Raw genomic sequence first — 15,983 nt, forward strand, 5'->3', positions numbered from 1 at the left:
ATGTTTGAGGGTCGCATAAAGCCAAAAGGCTATGGAGAAGCAGGCGAGAAGCCAGTCCTGCGCGAATTGCGCTGGACGGATCTGGTCGCGCGTCTGGAAGCCAGCCGGGATTTCCAAAAGGTAGATTTCAAACCTTGCGAGGCCGGCTTTGCCAGCTTCGCATCCTTGCGTTCTTTTGAGGACGGGTCTTTCGAGGACGGGAAAACGGTTACCGAAATTGAGGCAGATGTTAACCATGATGCTTTAAGCGATGGCAAAACCGCTGCAGTATCAGCTGGGTCGACCGCAAATGGTGCGGATAGAGGGTGACCGAGAGAAACTATGATTGAGAATCAGGATATACGTCCAGCACAAGTTATCGGCCCCCTCGGTGAGCCGTTGACGCTGAACGACCTACCCCCGCCAAGCACCAAGCGCTGGGTTGTCCGCCGCAAGGCCGAAGTTGTTGCAGCGGTAAATGGCGGCCTGCTTACAATTGACGAAGTGCTTGAGCGGTATTCTCTTACCCTTGAAGAATTTGCGTCTTGGCAACGTGCTGTCGATCGCTCCGGCATGCAGGGCCTGCGTGTAACGCGCATTCAGCATTATCGCGATCTCTACGAGAGACAGTTCAAATATTAAGCGCTCGACCCAGTCGCATTATTGGATAGGCTGGCCAAATCAAAACCATCAATGGCTTTGAAGAGCTTTAGGTGCCTCGGCTCGTACAAGCGAACGCTGGAACCTTTTGCCCATTCCTCCATTTCTCTTGTAACATGCTTGCACTATTTGCACGCGTGCGCGAAAACTGTCGCGAGATAACAGGAGGAATAAATGGGTTGGATTATTGCATTGATCGTCGGCGGTATTGCCGGTTGGCTGGCTAGCCTTGTCATGAACCGCGATGCCTCGATGGGCATTTTCTGGAACATCGTTGTCGGCTGTGTCGGTTCGATCATCGGCAATGCGATCGCAGGGCCATTGCTCGGCATCTCAGGTAGTGTGCAGGAATTCTCAATCACTGGGCTGATTGTTGCCGTAATCGGCGCCGTCGTATTGCTAGGCGTCGTGAACCTCATCCAGCGTGGCCGGGTCCGCTAACCCGCGACTCGCCTTTGCGCTTAAGAATTAGGGTGCAGTGCGATACCGCGCTGCACCCTTTTTCGTGCCCGGGGCCATCGCGACCAAACGCCGCCAGGCCGCGATATGTTGCTCGACCCCCTGTGTTTCTACGCCGGTCGAAGCCCGGATTGCGCAGGTCGAATCCGGGGTATAATGGCTGTTAAACGCATCTTGCGTGAACTGCATTAGTCATATAATACACTTCGAATAGATGAATATTAAGGCACCAGTCCGATGAATTATCAGACCGAGATAACCTCCGAACGGGCAGATACTCTTCTTGGTGACGCAGATATGGCTGAGCGGGCAGAGCGCCGTTCGCGTTGGATGCGCATCGGCATTGGTATTGTTGTGTTGTTCATCGCGATTGCCATCGGTGTGACCGTTTGGCGCAACGTGATGGGAACCGGCACGCCTGCGGCAGATGATGAGAACCAGAATCCGGTGGTCACCGTGATTGCCCCTGGGGCTGAATCAATCGAGGGGCAGATCACGGCGAATGGCACACTTGCTGCGCGCCGTGAAATGCCGGTCGGTGTCGTTGGTGAGGGTGGCCGGGTCGTTTCCGTGCCGGTCGATGCAGGTGAGTGGGTCAAGCAGGGCCAGGTCCTTGCGGTGATAGACCGTTCGGTTCAGTCGCAGCAGGCGCAAAGCGCGGCTGCGCAGGTGCAGGTGTCGCGCGCGGACGCTAATCTGGCACAGGCGAATCTCGACCGGGCGCTACAGCTGGTTGATCGTGGCTTTGTTTCAAAGGCGGATGTGGATCGTCTAACCGCAACACGCGATGCAGCCATGGCACGTGTCCGAGTGTCCGAAGCGCAGGCTGCGGAGTTGCGCGCACGCAATGCTCGGCTCAATATCGTCGCTCCTGCATCAGGCCTGGTACTGGAACGCAATGTGGAGCCTGGTCAGACAGCCAGCCCTGGCTCCGGTCCACTCTTCCGGATTGCGCGTGGTGGTGAGATGGAATTGCTCGCAGAGGTAAGCGAAGCGGAGTTAGCGGGACTTTCGACCGGCGTATCCGCCACGGTTATCCCGGTCGGTTCGAGCAAAAGCTTCACCGGACAAGTTTGGCAAATCGCTCCGACGATTAACCCGCAAGATCGCCAAGGGCGCGCGCGGATAGCGCTACCCTATGCGCCCGAGCTACGCCCTGGCGGCTTTGCCAATGCGCGCATCAATTCAGGCACTGTGGTTGCGCCTATGCTGCCCGAAAGTGCGGTCCTCTCCGACAGTGAAGGCAGCTTCGTCTATGTCGTCGGCGAAGAAAACAAAGCGGAGCGGCGATCCATTGAAACTGGCATGGTCACCGCAAGCGGCATCGTCGTGACCAGCGGGCTCGATGGTTCAGAGCGCGTTGTGCTAAGAGCAGGCGGGTTCTTGACTGAGGGCGAAACCATCGTTCCTCAGTTGCAAGAGAAAGGCTAGGCGAGCCATGAATTTTCGCAATTTATCCGCATGGTCAATCCGCAATCCGGTGATACCACTGGTGTTTTTCACCGCGCTCCTGTTTGCGGGAATGCTCAGTTTCAGATGGATGGACGTGGTCAACAATCCGGATATCGAATTTCCGGGCGTGTCGATCAACATCTCTCAACCTGGCGCAGCCCCGACCGAAATTGAGAACCAGATCACGCAACGGGTCGAATCAGCTGTTCGATCGCTCAATGGCGTGCGGAATATTTCATCGACGGCCAGCGAGGGCAGTTCCAACACCTTTGTCGAATTTGAGATCGGCAATGATCCCAATGACGTAGTTGCGGAGGTCAAAAACGCGGTGGATTCTGTGCGCGGCTCGCTGCCTGATGGGATTCTCGAACCGCGTGTAAGCAAAGTCGATATCGCGGATGGCTTCCTGGGCATTTATGCCGTTGAAGCCACCGATATGACGATTGAGCAGCTGAGCTGGTTCATTGACGACACAATTGCGAAGCGTTTGCTGGCGGTGGAGGGTATGGCCGATGTCGGTCGCTTTGGCGGCGTGAACCGCGAAATTGAGGTTATCCTCGACCCGGCACGGATGCAGTCGCTTGGCGTGACTGCCAACCAGATCAATCAGGTGTTGCGTTTGGACAATGTCGATGCGGCTGGCGGCATGGCCGAGGTTGGCGGGACGCGCCAATCGGTGCGCGTGCTTGGCAATAACGACACCGCATATGAATTGTCACAGCGGGAAATCAGACTTGGTTCGGGCCAAACGGTCAAGCTTGCCGATGTTGCACGTGTCAGAGACGGCTTCTCTGAGCGGACCTCGATCAGCAAGGTGCGCGACAAGGAAGTCGTCAATTTTTTCATGTCACGTGCGAAAGGCGCGTCAGACGTAACCACATATGACGACGCGAAAGAGATCATCGCGCAGATTGAGGAAGAGAATCCCGGGGTCAAAATGATCCCGCTATTCAACACGGTCCGCTATACCGAGGATCAATATACCAGCTCCATCTCTGCCATGGTCGAGGGGGCGGTTCTGGCGGTTGTCGTCGTGTTCTTTTTCCTGCGCGATTGGCGTGCGACGTTCATATCCGCTGTTGCTATCCCGTTATCGGCGATCCCCACATTCTGGTTTATGGATCTGCTAGGGTTCAACCTCAATCAGATGTCGCTGCTGGCGCTTGGTCTGGTGGCGGGTGTGTTGGTCGATGATGCGATCGTCGAGATTGAGAATATCGTGCGCCACATGCGCATGGGCAAAACCGCTTATCAGGCATCGATTGACGCGGCTGACGAGATTGGCCTGCCCGTGGTCGCGACATCATTCTGTATCGTTGCGGTGTTCTTCCCTGTCGGATTGATGCCAGGCATCACGGGGCAGTTCTTCAAAAATTTCGGTCTTACAGTCGTTGTCGCGGTTCTTATGAGCCTTGCGGTTGCGCGTATGATCACGCCCATGCTGGCGGCATATTTCCTGCGCGCAGAAGGCCACGCCACCCACGGCGAAGGCAAAATGATGGACCGCTACATGGGTATCCTGCGTTGGACGCTTGATCGGTCGAAGGTCATTGCGCGCCGTACCGGGCTACCCGGTCCAAAGCGCCGCTGGGCTTATGTTCTTTCGCTTCTGCTGGTTATCATAGCGATGCTCGTTGTCGGCGGGGTTGCCGTGTTCATATCATTCAATGCCATGGAGGCAGCGAGTATACCTATAACTGTGGCAGGCTTTGTGTCTTCAGATCAAGGCTCACTATTGTGGAGCCTGATAGCAAGACCTTTGCAAATTATACAACTGGTGGCCGCAACAGCAGTTGGATTTGCGGCAATGTTGGTGCTTTTGAGGGGGATTCCTAAGCCCATACTGATAGGACTGGCTGTCGCGCTTATTCTAGGTGCTGGCGGCTATTTTGCGTTTGTTCCCGATGCGATGTCGATCTTCAGTCAAGGTGCAGAAGAGGCCCAAGAGGCTGGCGAAGCGAATGTGTGGGCTGATACGATCAAACCTATCTTGGGCCTTGTGCTTGGAATATTAGCCTTGCTGGTCGTTGGGTTAGTTGCGGTATTTGGGCTTCGGGGCATCTGCTCCTTCTTGGGAACTCGCCTTTCTCAGAGCTACGATTACCTTGAAGCAAGGTTTTTTGACCACCGGGTCTGGATGCTGGGGATCGGGTTCTTTTCCTTCATGCTCACCATTCTGCTGTTCACGCAGACACCATTCCAGTTCCAGCCCGAGATCGATGACCGCAACAGCCGGGTAGAAATCGAGATGGTTCCTGGCACAACGCTTGAAAGCACAGAGCGAGTTTCCGCAGATGTGGTCGCGCTGCTTTATGAGCAACCGGAGGTTGAGCTGGCGCTAGAACGCGTTCGAGAAGGTCAGGCGACGATTTATATTACACTGAAGGATGAGCGCGAGAAAAAGTCATTTGAGTTTGAGCGCGATCTTGCGCCAATGCTTGCAAAGTTCCCCGATGCGCGCGTGCGGTTCCAGGCGCAGGGCGGCCCCGGCGGCGGCGGTTCTGGCCGTGACATAACGGTCATGCTTGCAGGGGCTGATCCGGTTCTTCTGAACGCAACCGCGACGCAGCTGGTCGAGGAGATGAAGGGGATCGAAGCAGTAGTAGCTCCGCGCATCTCTGCTGATGTCCCGCGCCCTGAGATCATCATTCGCCCGCGCACCGATTTACTGGCTGATCTGGGTGTTTCAACCGTTGCGCTCAGTCAGACAATCCGCATCGCGACGATGGGTGAGATTGAACAGAATGCTGCGAAATTCTCGCTGTCAGACCGCCAGATTCCTATCAGTGTCCGCCTGCCCGAGGATCTGCGGGAAAGCATGACGACGCTGGAAAATCTGCCTGTTCCGACCGCATCAGGTGGGTCGGTGCCATTGGGCACGATTGCGGACATCTCCTTCGGCTCAGGTCCGACTTCGATCCGGCGCTTTAACCAGAACCGGCGCATCTTCGTGGGCGCCGATATTGCCTCTGGTGCACTGCGCGGGAATGTGAATGCCGAGATTGAAAAATTGCCCACATTGAACAATCTCCCGACTGGCGTGATCCGCGATGCTGTGGGGCAGGATGAGGTTGCTAACGAGCTGCTCGCAAACTTCCGGATCGCGCTGATCTCCGGCGTGCTGCTGGTCTTTGCCGTGCTCGTATTACTGTACAAGCGGGTGATGAGTCCGCTGGTCAATATGACATCGCTGGCGCTCGCGCCGCTGGGCGGGATATTCCTCGTCTGGCTGGTCGGTCAGCCTCTGTCATTCCCGGTCTTGATCGGGGTTTTGTTGCTCCTTGGTATCGTATCCAAGAACTCGATCCTGCTGATCGACTTTGCGATTGAGGCGATGGAATCCGGTGTTGAGAAGTTTGAAGCCATCGTCGATGCAGGTCACAAGCGGGCTCAACCAATTGTGATGACTACTGTTGCGATGACCGCTGGCATGGTTCCGACCGCCATATCGCTGTCCGGCGATGGAGCGTGGCGCGCGCCGATGGGCACAGTGGTGATTGGCGGCTTGATCCTGTCGACGGTGCTGACACTGCTGATCGTTCCCGCGGGCTTCAGCCTGGCCGATGGGCTCGAGAAACGCATGGGTCCATGGATGCGCAACAAGTTCCTGACGTATAAGCCGGGCGATGATACGCGGTCGATCTCTGACCCGGATGCTGAAGCCGCACCCGCTGAGTGAGCGCACCCCTGACTGACCGATCTCTAAGCACGTCTTCGCCTTATGGCGGAGAAATCCTGACTGCTGACAAGGCGCGGCAAATGCGCCGTGCTGCGACCGGACTGTTGGTGCTGATGGCCGTGATATTCATCGTCTCGGAAATCAATCTCGATGTGCACCCCGCCTGGGGTTATGTACATGCGTTCTCAGAAGCTGCCATGGTCGGCGGCCTTGCCGATTGGTTCGCGGTGACTGCGCTTTTCCGGCGTCCGCTAGGCCTGCCGATCCCGCACACCGCGATCATTCCCGAGAACAAGGATCGCATCGCCGATACCATGGCGCAATTCCTGCGCGAGAATTTCCTGACACCAGCGGTCGTCGCGCGCCGTATGAACGGTATGAATGTTGCCAAGGCGGTCGGCGGCTATCTGTCAGAGCCGGTTGAGGATGGCAGCTCGCGTATTCGCTCTGGCGCGGGCAGTCTGGTGGTGGAGGTGCTCGAATCGCTGGAACCGCAGCGGCTTGGCGATCAAGTGCGCAGTGGCCTTGCGTCGGGTATTGAACGGCTCGACTTCGCGCCTTTGCTGGGTCAATTGCTTGATGCGATGATAGCCGATGGCCGTCATACCCGCGTGATTGACAGCATCATCCGTTGGTCTGGCCTGGTGCTGGAAGATAATGAGGAAATGGTGCGCGACGTTATTCACGAGCGCGCCAACGCGTTGTTGCGATTTACTGGCTTGGACGAGCGGCTCGCCAATTCCGTTTTGGACGGGCTTTATAAGCTGCTCGCGGAAGTGCTGGTCGACTCGCAACACCCGCTCCGCGACAAGATTGAGGAGGGGTTGCAGGATCTCGCGCGTGGCCTGCGTGAGGACCCGGATTTGCGCGAACGGGTCGAGAAAATGAAGCGCGAGATTATCAATAATCCTGCGGTGGCTGATTGGTGGCAGGGCGTGTGGGAGCGTATTCGCCGCAAGCTGATCAACGTGATCCAGGGTGAAGGCGAGAGTCCGGAGCTTGCGCAGTTGACCGACGCCTTGGCAGAAATGGGCGAGGCGCTGCGCGATGATCCGCGCCTGCAAGCGCAGGTGAACCGGTTTGCGCGGCGAACGGCGGTGGGTGTCTCCACTCGCTATGGCGGCAATATTGTGCAGCTGGTGTCAGAGACAGTGCGGCGCTGGGATGCAGAGACCGTCACGGGCCGGATTGAAGGCGCAGTAGGCCGCGATCTGCAATTTATCCGTATTAACGGGACCATGGTGGGCGGCCTGGTCGGCATCACCATCCATTTTGTGACGGGGTTGTTTAAGTGAGGGGCATCTAACTTGATCCCACATCATCAACTCATTTAGGGCTATTATTGCCAGTGCCATCAAAATCCAGTTCTGGAGCTTCATAGCGATTCACAAGAACCTCGATCACTTGCTCTACTGTATAGCGTTCGGTGATTAGTTCATTGTCATGACCGTAGAGATACTCAGTCGCGACCATACTTCGCAATGCGTCGCCGGGCCGAACATCCACTTCGCGGTTTTGGAACTCGCGCAGCCAAGTATTGTCTTGGATACTTGCTTCAATATTTCGCTGACCGTGCCTTAATCCCCACATGCTGCTGCCGAGATAATCGGGCTTTTTTACAGGCAAAATCATTTCAGCAGCTGGTTGTGCGATGGTTCTCGCGACGGCCAATTCCTCAATGCTCTCGATTGGGAAGCGAATATCGAGATTGAATGTGTACTCAGGCAAAGCGAAGTGCTGGCTAAGTAATTTGGCGCGATCTCCGTCGACGAGATGATCTTTCACGGTCTGAAAGTCCCTCAAGGCGTTGACGAGCGCTATAGGTGATGGAGGTGCGTAGTCTGGCATGTGCCGCACGTCCGTCTCTGCAGCTGCCTGCTGTATGTCTCTCCGTAGGTCTGGAAGTGAACGTTCAGGTTCATCTGAATCAAGAAACTGAATGGTAAGGTATTTCGCCTTGACTAGGTATTTCCCAACCTGTTGTTTCCAATCGAGTGACTTTAGAGCATCATCATCTACCGCTGTGAGGGCGTTTCTGAGCCATGTCCTAATTGAGCCTTCTTGAATATCTTCTAGCACCAGTACAGTCTCGATGCTTGAATCTATCGACTGCACAAGTTCAGTATCCAGCGCCTCACAGGCCTTGATAAACTGATGAGTGGCAGCAAACACTCGAGATGCTGGACCAACACCCTTTTTGAAGTCGATCTCAAAAGCAAAGTCAGCTTGTGGCGGAGTCGGCAGTTTATCGGACATTGCCAGTGTAGCCATTAGTCTACGCGCTCCCAAATTTTCCCGCACATCGAAGGCGACTTCCCTTTCGGAGCAAGGTCAAATAAAGAAAAACCCCTCATCCCGGCAGAATAGCGCGAGAGAGGGGCTTATCAATACTTATGTGTATGGACGAAGAGCTTACAGTTTCTCCATCAACTCGGGCACGACTTTATAGAGATCGCCGACAAGGCCGATATCCGCGACTTGGAAGATTGGTGCATCCTCGTCCTTGTTGATCGCGATAATCGTCTTGGAATCTTTCATACCGGCAAGGTGCTGGATCGCGCCGGATATGCCGATTGCGATATAGACCTCTGGTGCGACGATTTTGCCGGTCTGACCGACCTGATAATCGTTCGGCACATAGCCCGCATCAACCGCAGCGCGCGATGCGCCGATCCCTGCGCCCAGCTTGTCGGCGAGCGGTGTGATTACGCTTTCGAATGTCTCGCTGTCTTTTAGCGCGCGGCCACCCGATACGATGATCTTCGCGCTGGTCAGTTCCGGACGCTCGCTTTCGGCGATTTCCGAACCCACGAAGGTGGAGAGGCCAGAATCGCCTGCACCGCTCACTGCTTCGACTGCGGCTGAGCCGCCTTCCGCAGCGGCTTTTTCAAACGCCGTACCGCGAACGGTGATCACGAGTTTGCTGTCAGAGCTTTCGACCGTCGCGATAGCGTTGCCCGCGTAGATTGGCCGTGTGAAGGTCTTCTCACCCTCGACTGAGAGAATGTCTGAGATCTGCATCACATCGAGCAGTGCGGCGACACGCGGTGCGATATTCTTGCCGGTTGTCGTGGCAGGGAACAGAACCGCATCGTGGTGCCCCATAAGGTCGGCGACCAGCGGCGCTACATTCTCGGCCAGCGCGTTTGCATATGCTGCATCATCAGCCAGGTGAACCTTGCCAACGCCAGCAACTTTGGCGGCCTGATCAGCGACGCTTGCGCAGCCTGAACCAGCGACCAGCAAGTGCACTTCACCCAGCTTGCTTGCGGCGGTTACCACGCTGAGCGTAGCGTCTTTCATTTCGGTGTTGTCGTGTTCGACCCAAACGAGAGTTTTCATGTCTGTTTTCCTATCCTGTCTGAGTGAACTTACGCGATGCCGAGCGCTTTGATCTTGGCGACCAGAGCATCAACATCTTCAACCTTCTCACCGGCCTGACGCACAGGCGGTTCTGCCACATGCGTGGTGGTGAGACGCGGTGCAATATCAACGCCGAAGTCAGCGGGCGACTTAGTGTCGAGCGGCTTCTTCTTAGCCTTCATAATGTTAGGCAGCGAGGCATAGCGCGGCTCGTTCAGACGCAAATCGGTGGTGATGATCGCAGGCAGCGTAAGTTTGACCGTTTCCAGTCCGCCATCAATCTCGCGCTTCACGGTGACGCTGTCGCCTTCGACTTCGACGGTGTTGGCAAAAGTGCCTTGCGGGCGGCCCATCAGAGCGGCCAGCATCTGACCAGTCTGGTTGCTGTCGTCGCTGATCGACTGTTTGCCGAGCATCACAATGCCTGGGTCTTCTTCATCGGCGATCGCTTTAAGGATTTTGGCGACGGCTAGTGGCTCAACCTCTTCGTCTGTTTCGACCAGGATCGCGCGGTCGGCACCCATGGCGAGCGCGGTGCGCAGTGTTTCCTGCGCCTTTGCCGGACCAATTGAAACCGCGATGATTTCTTCAGCCTTGCCCGCTTCCTTGATGCGGATTGCCTCTTCTACAGCAATCTCATCAAACGGGTTCATGCTCATTTTGACGTTTGCCAAGTCGACGCCCGACCCGTCAGCTTTGACGCGCGGTTTCACGTTGTAATCGATCACCCGCTTTACGGGGACGAGGATTTTCATGGGTGTTTCCTTCCTCTCTGGATTGGTTGCCCGCCTGTTAGCTTGCGTTTACGTAAACGTCAAGTTGAGCAGGCGGGCGAATCTTTTTTCATTCAACTGTCGAATTGCGGTCTCGCGCTACGTCTTTACTACGTCAACCCTCTGCTTTGGGGCATGACGCGCTAAAGTTGCAGATGGGTGGACGTTCACGATGGGAGACATGCAATGTTTGCAATTGGACGGGTGATTGCGGCGGGTTTGACCGCCGCCATCTTGGCCTCAGCCGCTGTAGCACAGTGGGCAGTGCCCGAAACGCGTTTGGGCGATGAAGGTTTCGAATCGCCCCCAGCGACGCTTGCGGACGTGGATTGGCTGGTTGGCCAATGGGCGGGAACAGGCATTCAGGGTGCGCCCGCTATGGAAAGCTGGCTGCCCCCGTCAGGCGGGATAATGGTCGGCACTTTCGTGCAGGAAACGCCTGACGGCGAAATCATGTTCACTGAGCATCTCTATATGATGGAGGAGGAAGGTTCGCTCGTCCTCCGGCTCAAGCATTTCAATGCCGATCTCACCGGTTGGGAGGAAAAGGACGATATGCTGACCTTCCGCCTCGTCGCGTTTGAAGAGTGTGCAGCCTATTTCAACGCGTTGACCCTGCGTTGCGCTGACAAGGGTCGGCCCGGTGAGGGGTTAGTCGCGGCAGTGCGTATGAAGAGCGACAAGCCTGAGCCTCAGGAGCTGCTCTTCCGGTTCGACCGCATGGGCGCGGGTCATGAACCGACATCCTATGCCTCAAGCTGCGCAGATGCGTACACGACGGTGGCTATGAATGAATGCTTGGCTAGGCTTCTCGATCAAGCGGACGAACGGCGTGACAACTATGTTGCGAAGGCGCAGGAACGCTATGCGGATCGTCCGGCGTTGGCTCAAATGATTGCGGCGAGCGATGCGGCCTTCACCGCGTATCGCGACCGGGAGTGCGGCGCTGTCTACGAAGATTGGAAAGAGGGAACCATACGCGGCGTCATGACCCTGACTTGCAGTATCGACATGACTGACAAGCGCACACTGACGGTATGGGAAAACTGGCTGACTTATCCCGACAGTACGCCTGCATTGATGCCTAAGCCAGAGGCGACTCAGTAAGGTATGCCAGTAGTGTAAAATTCGGGTGCGCTGGCACCCGCAGCAAGACCGACTGGCCGCCCGCAGCGGGCGCGACTTGCCGCGCGTCTAGCGAGGATGCTCGCCCCGAGGGGCGAGTCCAAAACAACTAAGCTGCCTGCTTAACCTCTGCCACGATCTTCTTTGCCGCATCGCCCAGATCATCGACCGGGACAATCGGCAGGCCGGAATTGGCGAGGATTTCCTTACCCTTGGCGACATTGGTGCCTTCAAGCCGGACAACTAGCGGCACGTCCAGATCGACTTCCTTGGCTGCGACAACGATGCCCTCTGCGATGGTGTCGCAGCGCATGATGCCGCCAAAGATATTGACCAGAATGCCTTCAACCGCAGGGTCTTTCAGGATAATCTTGAAAGCCGCCGTGACTTTTTCGGTGGTTGCGCCGCCACCCACATCGAGGAAGTTCGCTGGGAACGCACCGTTCAGCTTGATGATGTCCATCGTCGCCATCGCCAGACCAGCGCCATTGACCATGCAGCCAATATTGCCGTCGAGTTTGATGTAAGCGAGGTCGTATTCAGACGCTTCAACCTCTACCGGATCTTCCTCCGTCTCATCGCGCATCTCTTCGATCGCGGGGTGGCGGTAGAGCGCGTTTCCGTCAAAGCTCATCTTGGTGTCAAGAACCAGCAGGTCGCCGTCCTTAGTCTCAACCAATGGGTTGATTTCCAGCATCTCGCCATCGACAGCCATAAAGGCATCATACAGCTTGCGGGCGAGCTTCTGCGCCTGCTTGTTGGTATCGCCCGTCAGTTTCAGTGCGAAAGCGACTGCGCGGCCATGATGCGGCATGAAGCCTTGTGCGGGGTCAATCGTTATCGTGGTGATCTTTTCCGGAGTATTGTGCGCAACATCTTCAATGTCCATGCCGCCTTCCGTAGAGGCGACCATCGCAACTTGGCCGCTTGCCCGGTCAACCAGCATGGCAAGATAATATTCGCTTTCAATGTCAACGCCATCTGTCACATAGAGACGATTGACCTGCTTACCTTCATCGCCAGTTTGAATGGTGACGAGCGTGTTGCCGAGCATTTCCTCGGCATCCTTGCGTACATCTTCAACACTTTGCGCGAGCCTTACGCCGCCCTTCGCATCCGCGCCTAGCTCTTTGAATTTGCCTTTACCGCGACCACCCGCATGAATCTGAGCCTTCACTACATAAAGCGGCCCAGGCAGTTTCTCCGCTGCTGCAACCGCCTCTTCAACGGTGAGCGCTGCATGGCCCGTTGGAACGGCGATACCGTGCTCTGCGAGCAATTCCTTGGCCTGATACTCGTGAATGTTCATGGGGGCGTTGTCCTTTGCGGCTTCTGCCGATCGCTAGAGATGTGAATCGATTGGCCTGAAATGGCGTTCAGGTGCGCATAAGCATGGATAGCGGCGCTTGAAAAGTGGGGTTTCGTACCGCACTTAGAAAGTACACGCATGATTGACCAGAAACGCCTTGAATCCATCGTCTCGCAAGCGGGCAACATTGCGCATGATCTTTGGCCGGGTGCTGGGCACAGCGTGAAGAGTTGGGAGAAGGAACCCGGTAGCCCAGTGTGCGACGCAGACCTGGCCGTGGACGCGTTTTTAAAACGCGAATTGGGCGCGTTATTACCTTCAGCGGGGTGGTTGTCAGAAGAAACTGCCGATGATCCCACGCGGCTGAAGCATGATCTGATCTGGCTGGTCGATCCGATTGACGGCACGCGTGACTTCATTGGCGGTCGCAGCGGCTGGGCGGTTTCGGTCGCTCTCATTAACAATGGCCGACCTTTGATCGGCATGCTCGCCGCACCAGCACGAGGTGAGGTATGGCAGGCGGTGGCGGGGCAGGGGGCCGTGCGCAATCAGCAGAAACTAAACGCAGCGACGCGTGCAAGCTTTGCCGGCTCGCGTGTACCGGCGGATCAGTTGCCGAGCGCTGATTCCGATCTGGTATGTGTCGACAAGCCAAACTCGATCGCGCTGCGCATCGCCATGGTTGCCGCTGATGAGGCGGATCTGGTCGCTACATTGCGTTGGGGTTTTGAATGGGATGTCGGTGCGGCTGCTCTGATCGCGCGTGAAGCCGGTGCCGCCGCGACGGATGTGTTCGGCAACACGCTGGGATATAACAAACGTGATCCGCGCGCGTTCGGTGTATTGGTCAGCGCGCCCGCCATCCACTCCGAAGCGGTGGAGCGGTTGGCGGAGCGTGCTAAGCTACATTCAAATATCTCTTCCTAGTTACCTTGGGCGGCCTGCGCCTCGCGCACATCCTGCTCATCAAATGGGATGATCTTGATCTCGACGCGGCGATTAAGCGAACGGCCAAACTCGGTTGAGTTGTCGCCTTTGAAATAGGCTGGATCTTCGCCAAATCCCTGCGAACGGATGCGCGAACTCGCCACTCCGCGGTTGACCAGGTAACTTGCCACCGCACCGGCTCGTTGTTCTGACAGACGCTGATTGAACTGTTCCGATCCCGTGCTGTCGGTGTAGCCATATACATCGACCAGACTGTTCGGATATTGAGTCAGGCTGGCTGCAACATTGTCGAGTGTGTTGCGGAAGGTCTGATTGATTGTGTAGCTGCCAGTTTCAAATGTTACGCCATCGGGCAGATTCACCAAAATGGCCTCACCGCCATCGACTTCGGTCACATCAACGCCGCTGCCTTGGGTGCTTTCTTTCAGTTCCTTGATCTGCTGATCCATGCGATAACCGACATATCCGCCCGCTGCCGCGCCGCCGACCGCGCCGATGATACGTCCGGTCTTGCCGCCGATAACACCGCCGAGAAGGCCGCCCAAGACTGCGCCGCCAACACCGCCAATGGCCGTGCGTGATGCTTTGCGCTCACCGGTATTGGGGTCTGTGACACAGCCGGACAGGCCGATCAGCGAAACCGATGCAAGCGCGGCAACAATGACTTTGGGTGTTTTCATGGGTTCCATCCTCCAAATGCGATCAGATATTTCTTGGCTGTACGCCGCGATCACCGGCACACAGCATTGGTTAATTAGAACAATGGCTGAACAATACGACGGTTCCAAGGCGAACGGTGTGTAAACACTGGTTTCGCGCAGCGAATCTGCTAGCGGTACTGGTGCTGTGACGCCGTTTCCCTGGACTGACCTCTTCATTATCGCCGGCCTGATTGTGCTCAATGGCGTATTCGCCATGTCAGAGCTGGCGATCGTTTCCGCGCGCACTGCGCGCTTGCGGGCGGCGGCAGACAAGGGGGCGAAAGGCGCCAAGACAGCCATTGCTCTCGCTGCTGATCCGGGCAAGTTTCTCTCGACAGTACAGATCGGCATCACGTTGATCGGGATTATCGCCGGTGCATATTCCGGGGCCAGTCTGGGCGTGCCAGTGGGTGAGCGTTTGGCCTTGTTCGGCCTGCCTGCAGATATCGCCGATCAGGCGGGCTTTGCGGTTGTGATCGCGTTCACAACATATCTCGCTCTGGTCGTGGGCGAACTCGTGCCCAAGCAGGTCGCACTACGCGCGGCGGTGCCGATTGCACTGGTGATGGCCACGCCAATGGCATTGCTTGCCAAAGTGGCCGCGCCGGTGGTGTGGGTGCTCGACGCATCCTCGGGATTGCTCATCCGCCTGCTTGGTGTACGGCCCGGTGGACAAAGCTCGTTGAGTGCTGAAGAGCTGCAAGTGCTCTTTGCCGAAGCCTCGCGAACGGGTGTAATTGAAACCGAGCAACAACAGATGCTGCAGGGTGTCGTGCGGCTGGCTGAGCGGCCCGTGCGCGAAATGATGACCCCGCGCAATCAACTGGACTGGCTCGATCTCAATGCGAGCGAAGATGAGATTCGCCAAACGATTGAGGGAAGTGCGCATTCGCTGCTGCCGGTCGCGGAGGGCTCACCTGACAAGGTGCTCGGCATAGTGAAAGTGCGCGAAGTCCTCGCACGGTTGGTTGCAGGCAAGCCAGTTGCGCTCAAACAGATCATGACCAAGGCTGAGGTGGTCCCTGACCAACTCGATGCGGTTGATGCGCTGCGTGTTTTGCAACAGGCAGAGACCGCGATGGCTATGGTCCATGACGAATATGGTCACCTGGATGGCATTGTTACGCCGGTCGATTTGCTGACGGCCTTGGTGGGCGATTTCGCGAGCGACCAGGACCATGGCGATGCGCCGGGTATGGTGGAGCAGGACGATGGCTCTCTGCTTATCTCAGGGGCACTGTCTGCAGATGCCCTCGCAGACCGTCTGGGCCTGGACTATGGTGACGACCGCGAGTTTGGAACTGCGGCGGGTTTTGCACTTGCTGTGTTTAAGAAGTTACCGACGGTCGGCGAAGATTTTGTGGAGCAGGGCTGGCGCTTTGAGGTGACCGAAATGGATGGTCGCCGGATCGATAAGCTGGTGGTTACTGAGGCACTGGAAGAAAGCTCGGATTAGTTGGGTCTGGAATAGGTCGGCGAGCGACTAGCGAGCCGCAAGCGCGACTGCGCGTCCGCAGTGCTCGAAGCGGGGCTTC

14 protein-coding genes are annotated in these 15,983 nt (G+C 56.6%); 9 read left to right on the plus strand and 5 right to left on the minus strand.

Annotated features, from left to right (window positions below; all coding sequences use genetic code 11):
* From ACZ1GM_RS02260 to ACZ1GM_RS02285, 6 genes are all read left to right on the plus strand, one after another.
* Complete coding sequence (locus ACZ1GM_RS02260) at nt 1–309, plus strand: hypothetical protein (RefSeq protein ID WP_472677575.1); 309 nt, start codon at nt 1–3, stop codon at nt 307–309.
* Between the two features lie 12 nt (nt 310–321).
* Nucleotides 322–621, plus strand: coding sequence for a CtrA inhibitor SciP (sciP, locus tag ACZ1GM_RS02265; RefSeq protein WP_472677576.1), 300 nt, complete (start codon nt 322–324; stop codon nt 619–621).
* A gap of 192 nt (nt 622–813) precedes the next feature.
* A complete protein-coding gene (locus ACZ1GM_RS02270; RefSeq protein ID WP_472677577.1) occupies nt 814–1,080 on the plus strand; it encodes a GlsB/YeaQ/YmgE family stress response membrane protein in 267 nt (88 codons plus the stop codon).
* Nucleotides 1,081–1,335: 255 nt separating this feature from the next.
* Complete coding sequence (locus tag ACZ1GM_RS02275) at nt 1,336–2,529, plus strand: efflux RND transporter periplasmic adaptor subunit (RefSeq protein WP_472677578.1); 1,194 nt, start codon at nt 1,336–1,338, stop codon at nt 2,527–2,529.
* 7 nt (nt 2,530–2,536) lie between these two features.
* Nucleotides 2,537–6,229, plus strand: coding sequence for an efflux RND transporter permease subunit (locus ACZ1GM_RS02280; protein ID WP_472677579.1), 3,693 nt, complete (start codon nt 2,537–2,539; stop codon nt 6,227–6,229).
* An 80-nt stretch (nt 6,230–6,309) separates the two neighbouring features.
* On the plus strand, nt 6,310–7,524 hold the full coding sequence (locus tag ACZ1GM_RS02285) for a DUF445 domain-containing protein (RefSeq protein ID WP_472678608.1): 1,215 nt from the start codon (nt 6,310–6,312) through the stop codon (nt 7,522–7,524).
* A 31-nt stretch (nt 7,525–7,555) separates the two neighbouring features.
* On the opposite strand, the gene ACZ1GM_RS02290 is transcribed toward ACZ1GM_RS02285, so the two are convergent.
* The 3 genes from ACZ1GM_RS02290 to ACZ1GM_RS02300 all read right to left on the minus strand — a co-directional run bounded on the left by ACZ1GM_RS02290 (nt 7,556) and on the right by ACZ1GM_RS02300 (nt 10,347).
* Nucleotides 7,556–8,500: an LAPAL motif-containing putative phage structural protein gene (locus tag ACZ1GM_RS02290; RefSeq protein ID WP_472677580.1), complete on the minus strand. Its 945-nt coding sequence runs from the start codon at nt 8,498–8,500 to the stop codon at nt 7,556–7,558.
* Between the two features lie 141 nt (nt 8,501–8,641).
* Nucleotides 8,642–9,571, minus strand: coding sequence for an electron transfer flavoprotein subunit alpha/FixB family protein (locus ACZ1GM_RS02295; protein WP_472677581.1), 930 nt, complete (start codon nt 9,569–9,571; stop codon nt 8,642–8,644).
* 29 nt (nt 9,572–9,600) lie between these two features.
* Nucleotides 9,601–10,347 carry an electron transfer flavoprotein subunit beta/FixA family protein gene (locus tag ACZ1GM_RS02300; protein ID WP_472677582.1) on the minus strand — a complete coding sequence of 249 codons (747 nt, stop codon included), beginning with the start codon at nt 10,345–10,347 and terminating at the stop codon, nt 9,601–9,603.
* A 204-nt stretch (nt 10,348–10,551) separates the two neighbouring features.
* Between ACZ1GM_RS02300 and ACZ1GM_RS02305 the strand changes: the two genes are divergently transcribed.
* Nucleotides 10,552–11,472: a DUF6265 family protein gene (locus tag ACZ1GM_RS02305; protein WP_472677583.1), complete on the plus strand. Its 921-nt coding sequence runs from the start codon at nt 10,552–10,554 to the stop codon at nt 11,470–11,472.
* A gap of 127 nt (nt 11,473–11,599) precedes the next feature.
* Here ACZ1GM_RS02305 and sucC read toward each other — a convergent pair whose 3' ends face one another.
* Nucleotides 11,600–12,799, minus strand: coding sequence for an ADP-forming succinate--CoA ligase subunit beta (sucC, locus tag ACZ1GM_RS02310; protein ID WP_472677584.1), 1,200 nt, complete (start codon nt 12,797–12,799; stop codon nt 11,600–11,602).
* Between the two features lie 138 nt (nt 12,800–12,937).
* Between sucC and ACZ1GM_RS02315 the strand changes: the two genes are divergently transcribed.
* Complete coding sequence (locus tag ACZ1GM_RS02315) at nt 12,938–13,726, plus strand: 3'(2'),5'-bisphosphate nucleotidase CysQ (RefSeq protein WP_472677585.1); 789 nt, start codon at nt 12,938–12,940, stop codon at nt 13,724–13,726.
* On the opposite strand, the gene ACZ1GM_RS02320 is transcribed toward ACZ1GM_RS02315, so the two are convergent.
* A complete protein-coding gene (locus ACZ1GM_RS02320) occupies nt 13,723–14,427 on the minus strand; it encodes a YiaD family glycine zipper/OmpA-like lipoprotein (RefSeq protein WP_472677586.1) in 705 nt (234 codons plus the stop codon). The two genes, ACZ1GM_RS02315 and ACZ1GM_RS02320, sit on opposite strands and share 4 nt — an antisense overlap.
* A gap of 166 nt (nt 14,428–14,593) precedes the next feature.
* On the opposite strand from ACZ1GM_RS02320, the gene ACZ1GM_RS02325 reads away from it, so the two are divergent.
* Nucleotides 14,594–15,904 carry a hemolysin family protein gene (locus ACZ1GM_RS02325; protein ID WP_472677587.1) on the plus strand — a complete coding sequence of 437 codons (1,311 nt, stop codon included), beginning with the start codon at nt 14,594–14,596 and terminating at the stop codon, nt 15,902–15,904.
* Nucleotides 15,905–15,983 lie beyond the last annotated feature (79 nt).

Source organism: Qipengyuania sp. JB2-7, from assembly GCF_055693485.1.

What these genes read in the sequence shown, in the direction of transcription:
- sciP (WP_472677576.1), top strand. Translation starts at nt 322, where the DNA reads ATGATTGAGAATCAGGATATACGTCCAGCACAAGTTATCGGCCCCCTC.
- ACZ1GM_RS02290 (WP_472677580.1), bottom strand. Translation starts at nt 8,500, where the DNA reads ATGGCTACACTGGCAATGTCCGATAAACTGCCGACTCCGCCACAAGCT.
- ACZ1GM_RS02295 (WP_472677581.1), bottom strand. Translation starts at nt 9,571, where the DNA reads ATGAAAACTCTCGTTTGGGTCGAACACGACAACACCGAAATGAAAGAC.
- ACZ1GM_RS02305 (WP_472677583.1), top strand. Translation starts at nt 10,552, where the DNA reads ATGTTTGCAATTGGACGGGTGATTGCGGCGGGTTTGACCGCCGCCATC.
- ACZ1GM_RS02260 (WP_472677575.1), top strand. Translation starts at nt 1, where the DNA reads ATGTTTGAGGGTCGCATAAAGCCAAAAGGCTATGGAGAAGCAGGCGAG.
- ACZ1GM_RS02280 (WP_472677579.1), top strand. Translation starts at nt 2,537, where the DNA reads ATGAATTTTCGCAATTTATCCGCATGGTCAATCCGCAATCCGGTGATA.
- ACZ1GM_RS02320 (WP_472677586.1), bottom strand. Translation starts at nt 14,427, where the DNA reads ATGAAAACACCCAAAGTCATTGTTGCCGCGCTTGCATCGGTTTCGCTG.
- sucC (WP_472677584.1), bottom strand. Translation starts at nt 12,799, where the DNA reads ATGAACATTCACGAGTATCAGGCCAAGGAATTGCTCGCAGAGCACGGT.
- ACZ1GM_RS02285 (WP_472678608.1), top strand. Translation starts at nt 6,310, where the DNA reads ATGCGCCGTGCTGCGACCGGACTGTTGGTGCTGATGGCCGTGATATTC.
- ACZ1GM_RS02300 (WP_472677582.1), bottom strand. Translation starts at nt 10,347, where the DNA reads ATGAAAATCCTCGTCCCCGTAAAGCGGGTGATCGATTACAACGTGAAA.
- ACZ1GM_RS02270 (WP_472677577.1), top strand. Translation starts at nt 814, where the DNA reads ATGGGTTGGATTATTGCATTGATCGTCGGCGGTATTGCCGGTTGGCTG.
- ACZ1GM_RS02275 (WP_472677578.1), top strand. Translation starts at nt 1,336, where the DNA reads ATGAATTATCAGACCGAGATAACCTCCGAACGGGCAGATACTCTTCTT.
- ACZ1GM_RS02315 (WP_472677585.1), top strand. Translation starts at nt 12,938, where the DNA reads ATGATTGACCAGAAACGCCTTGAATCCATCGTCTCGCAAGCGGGCAAC.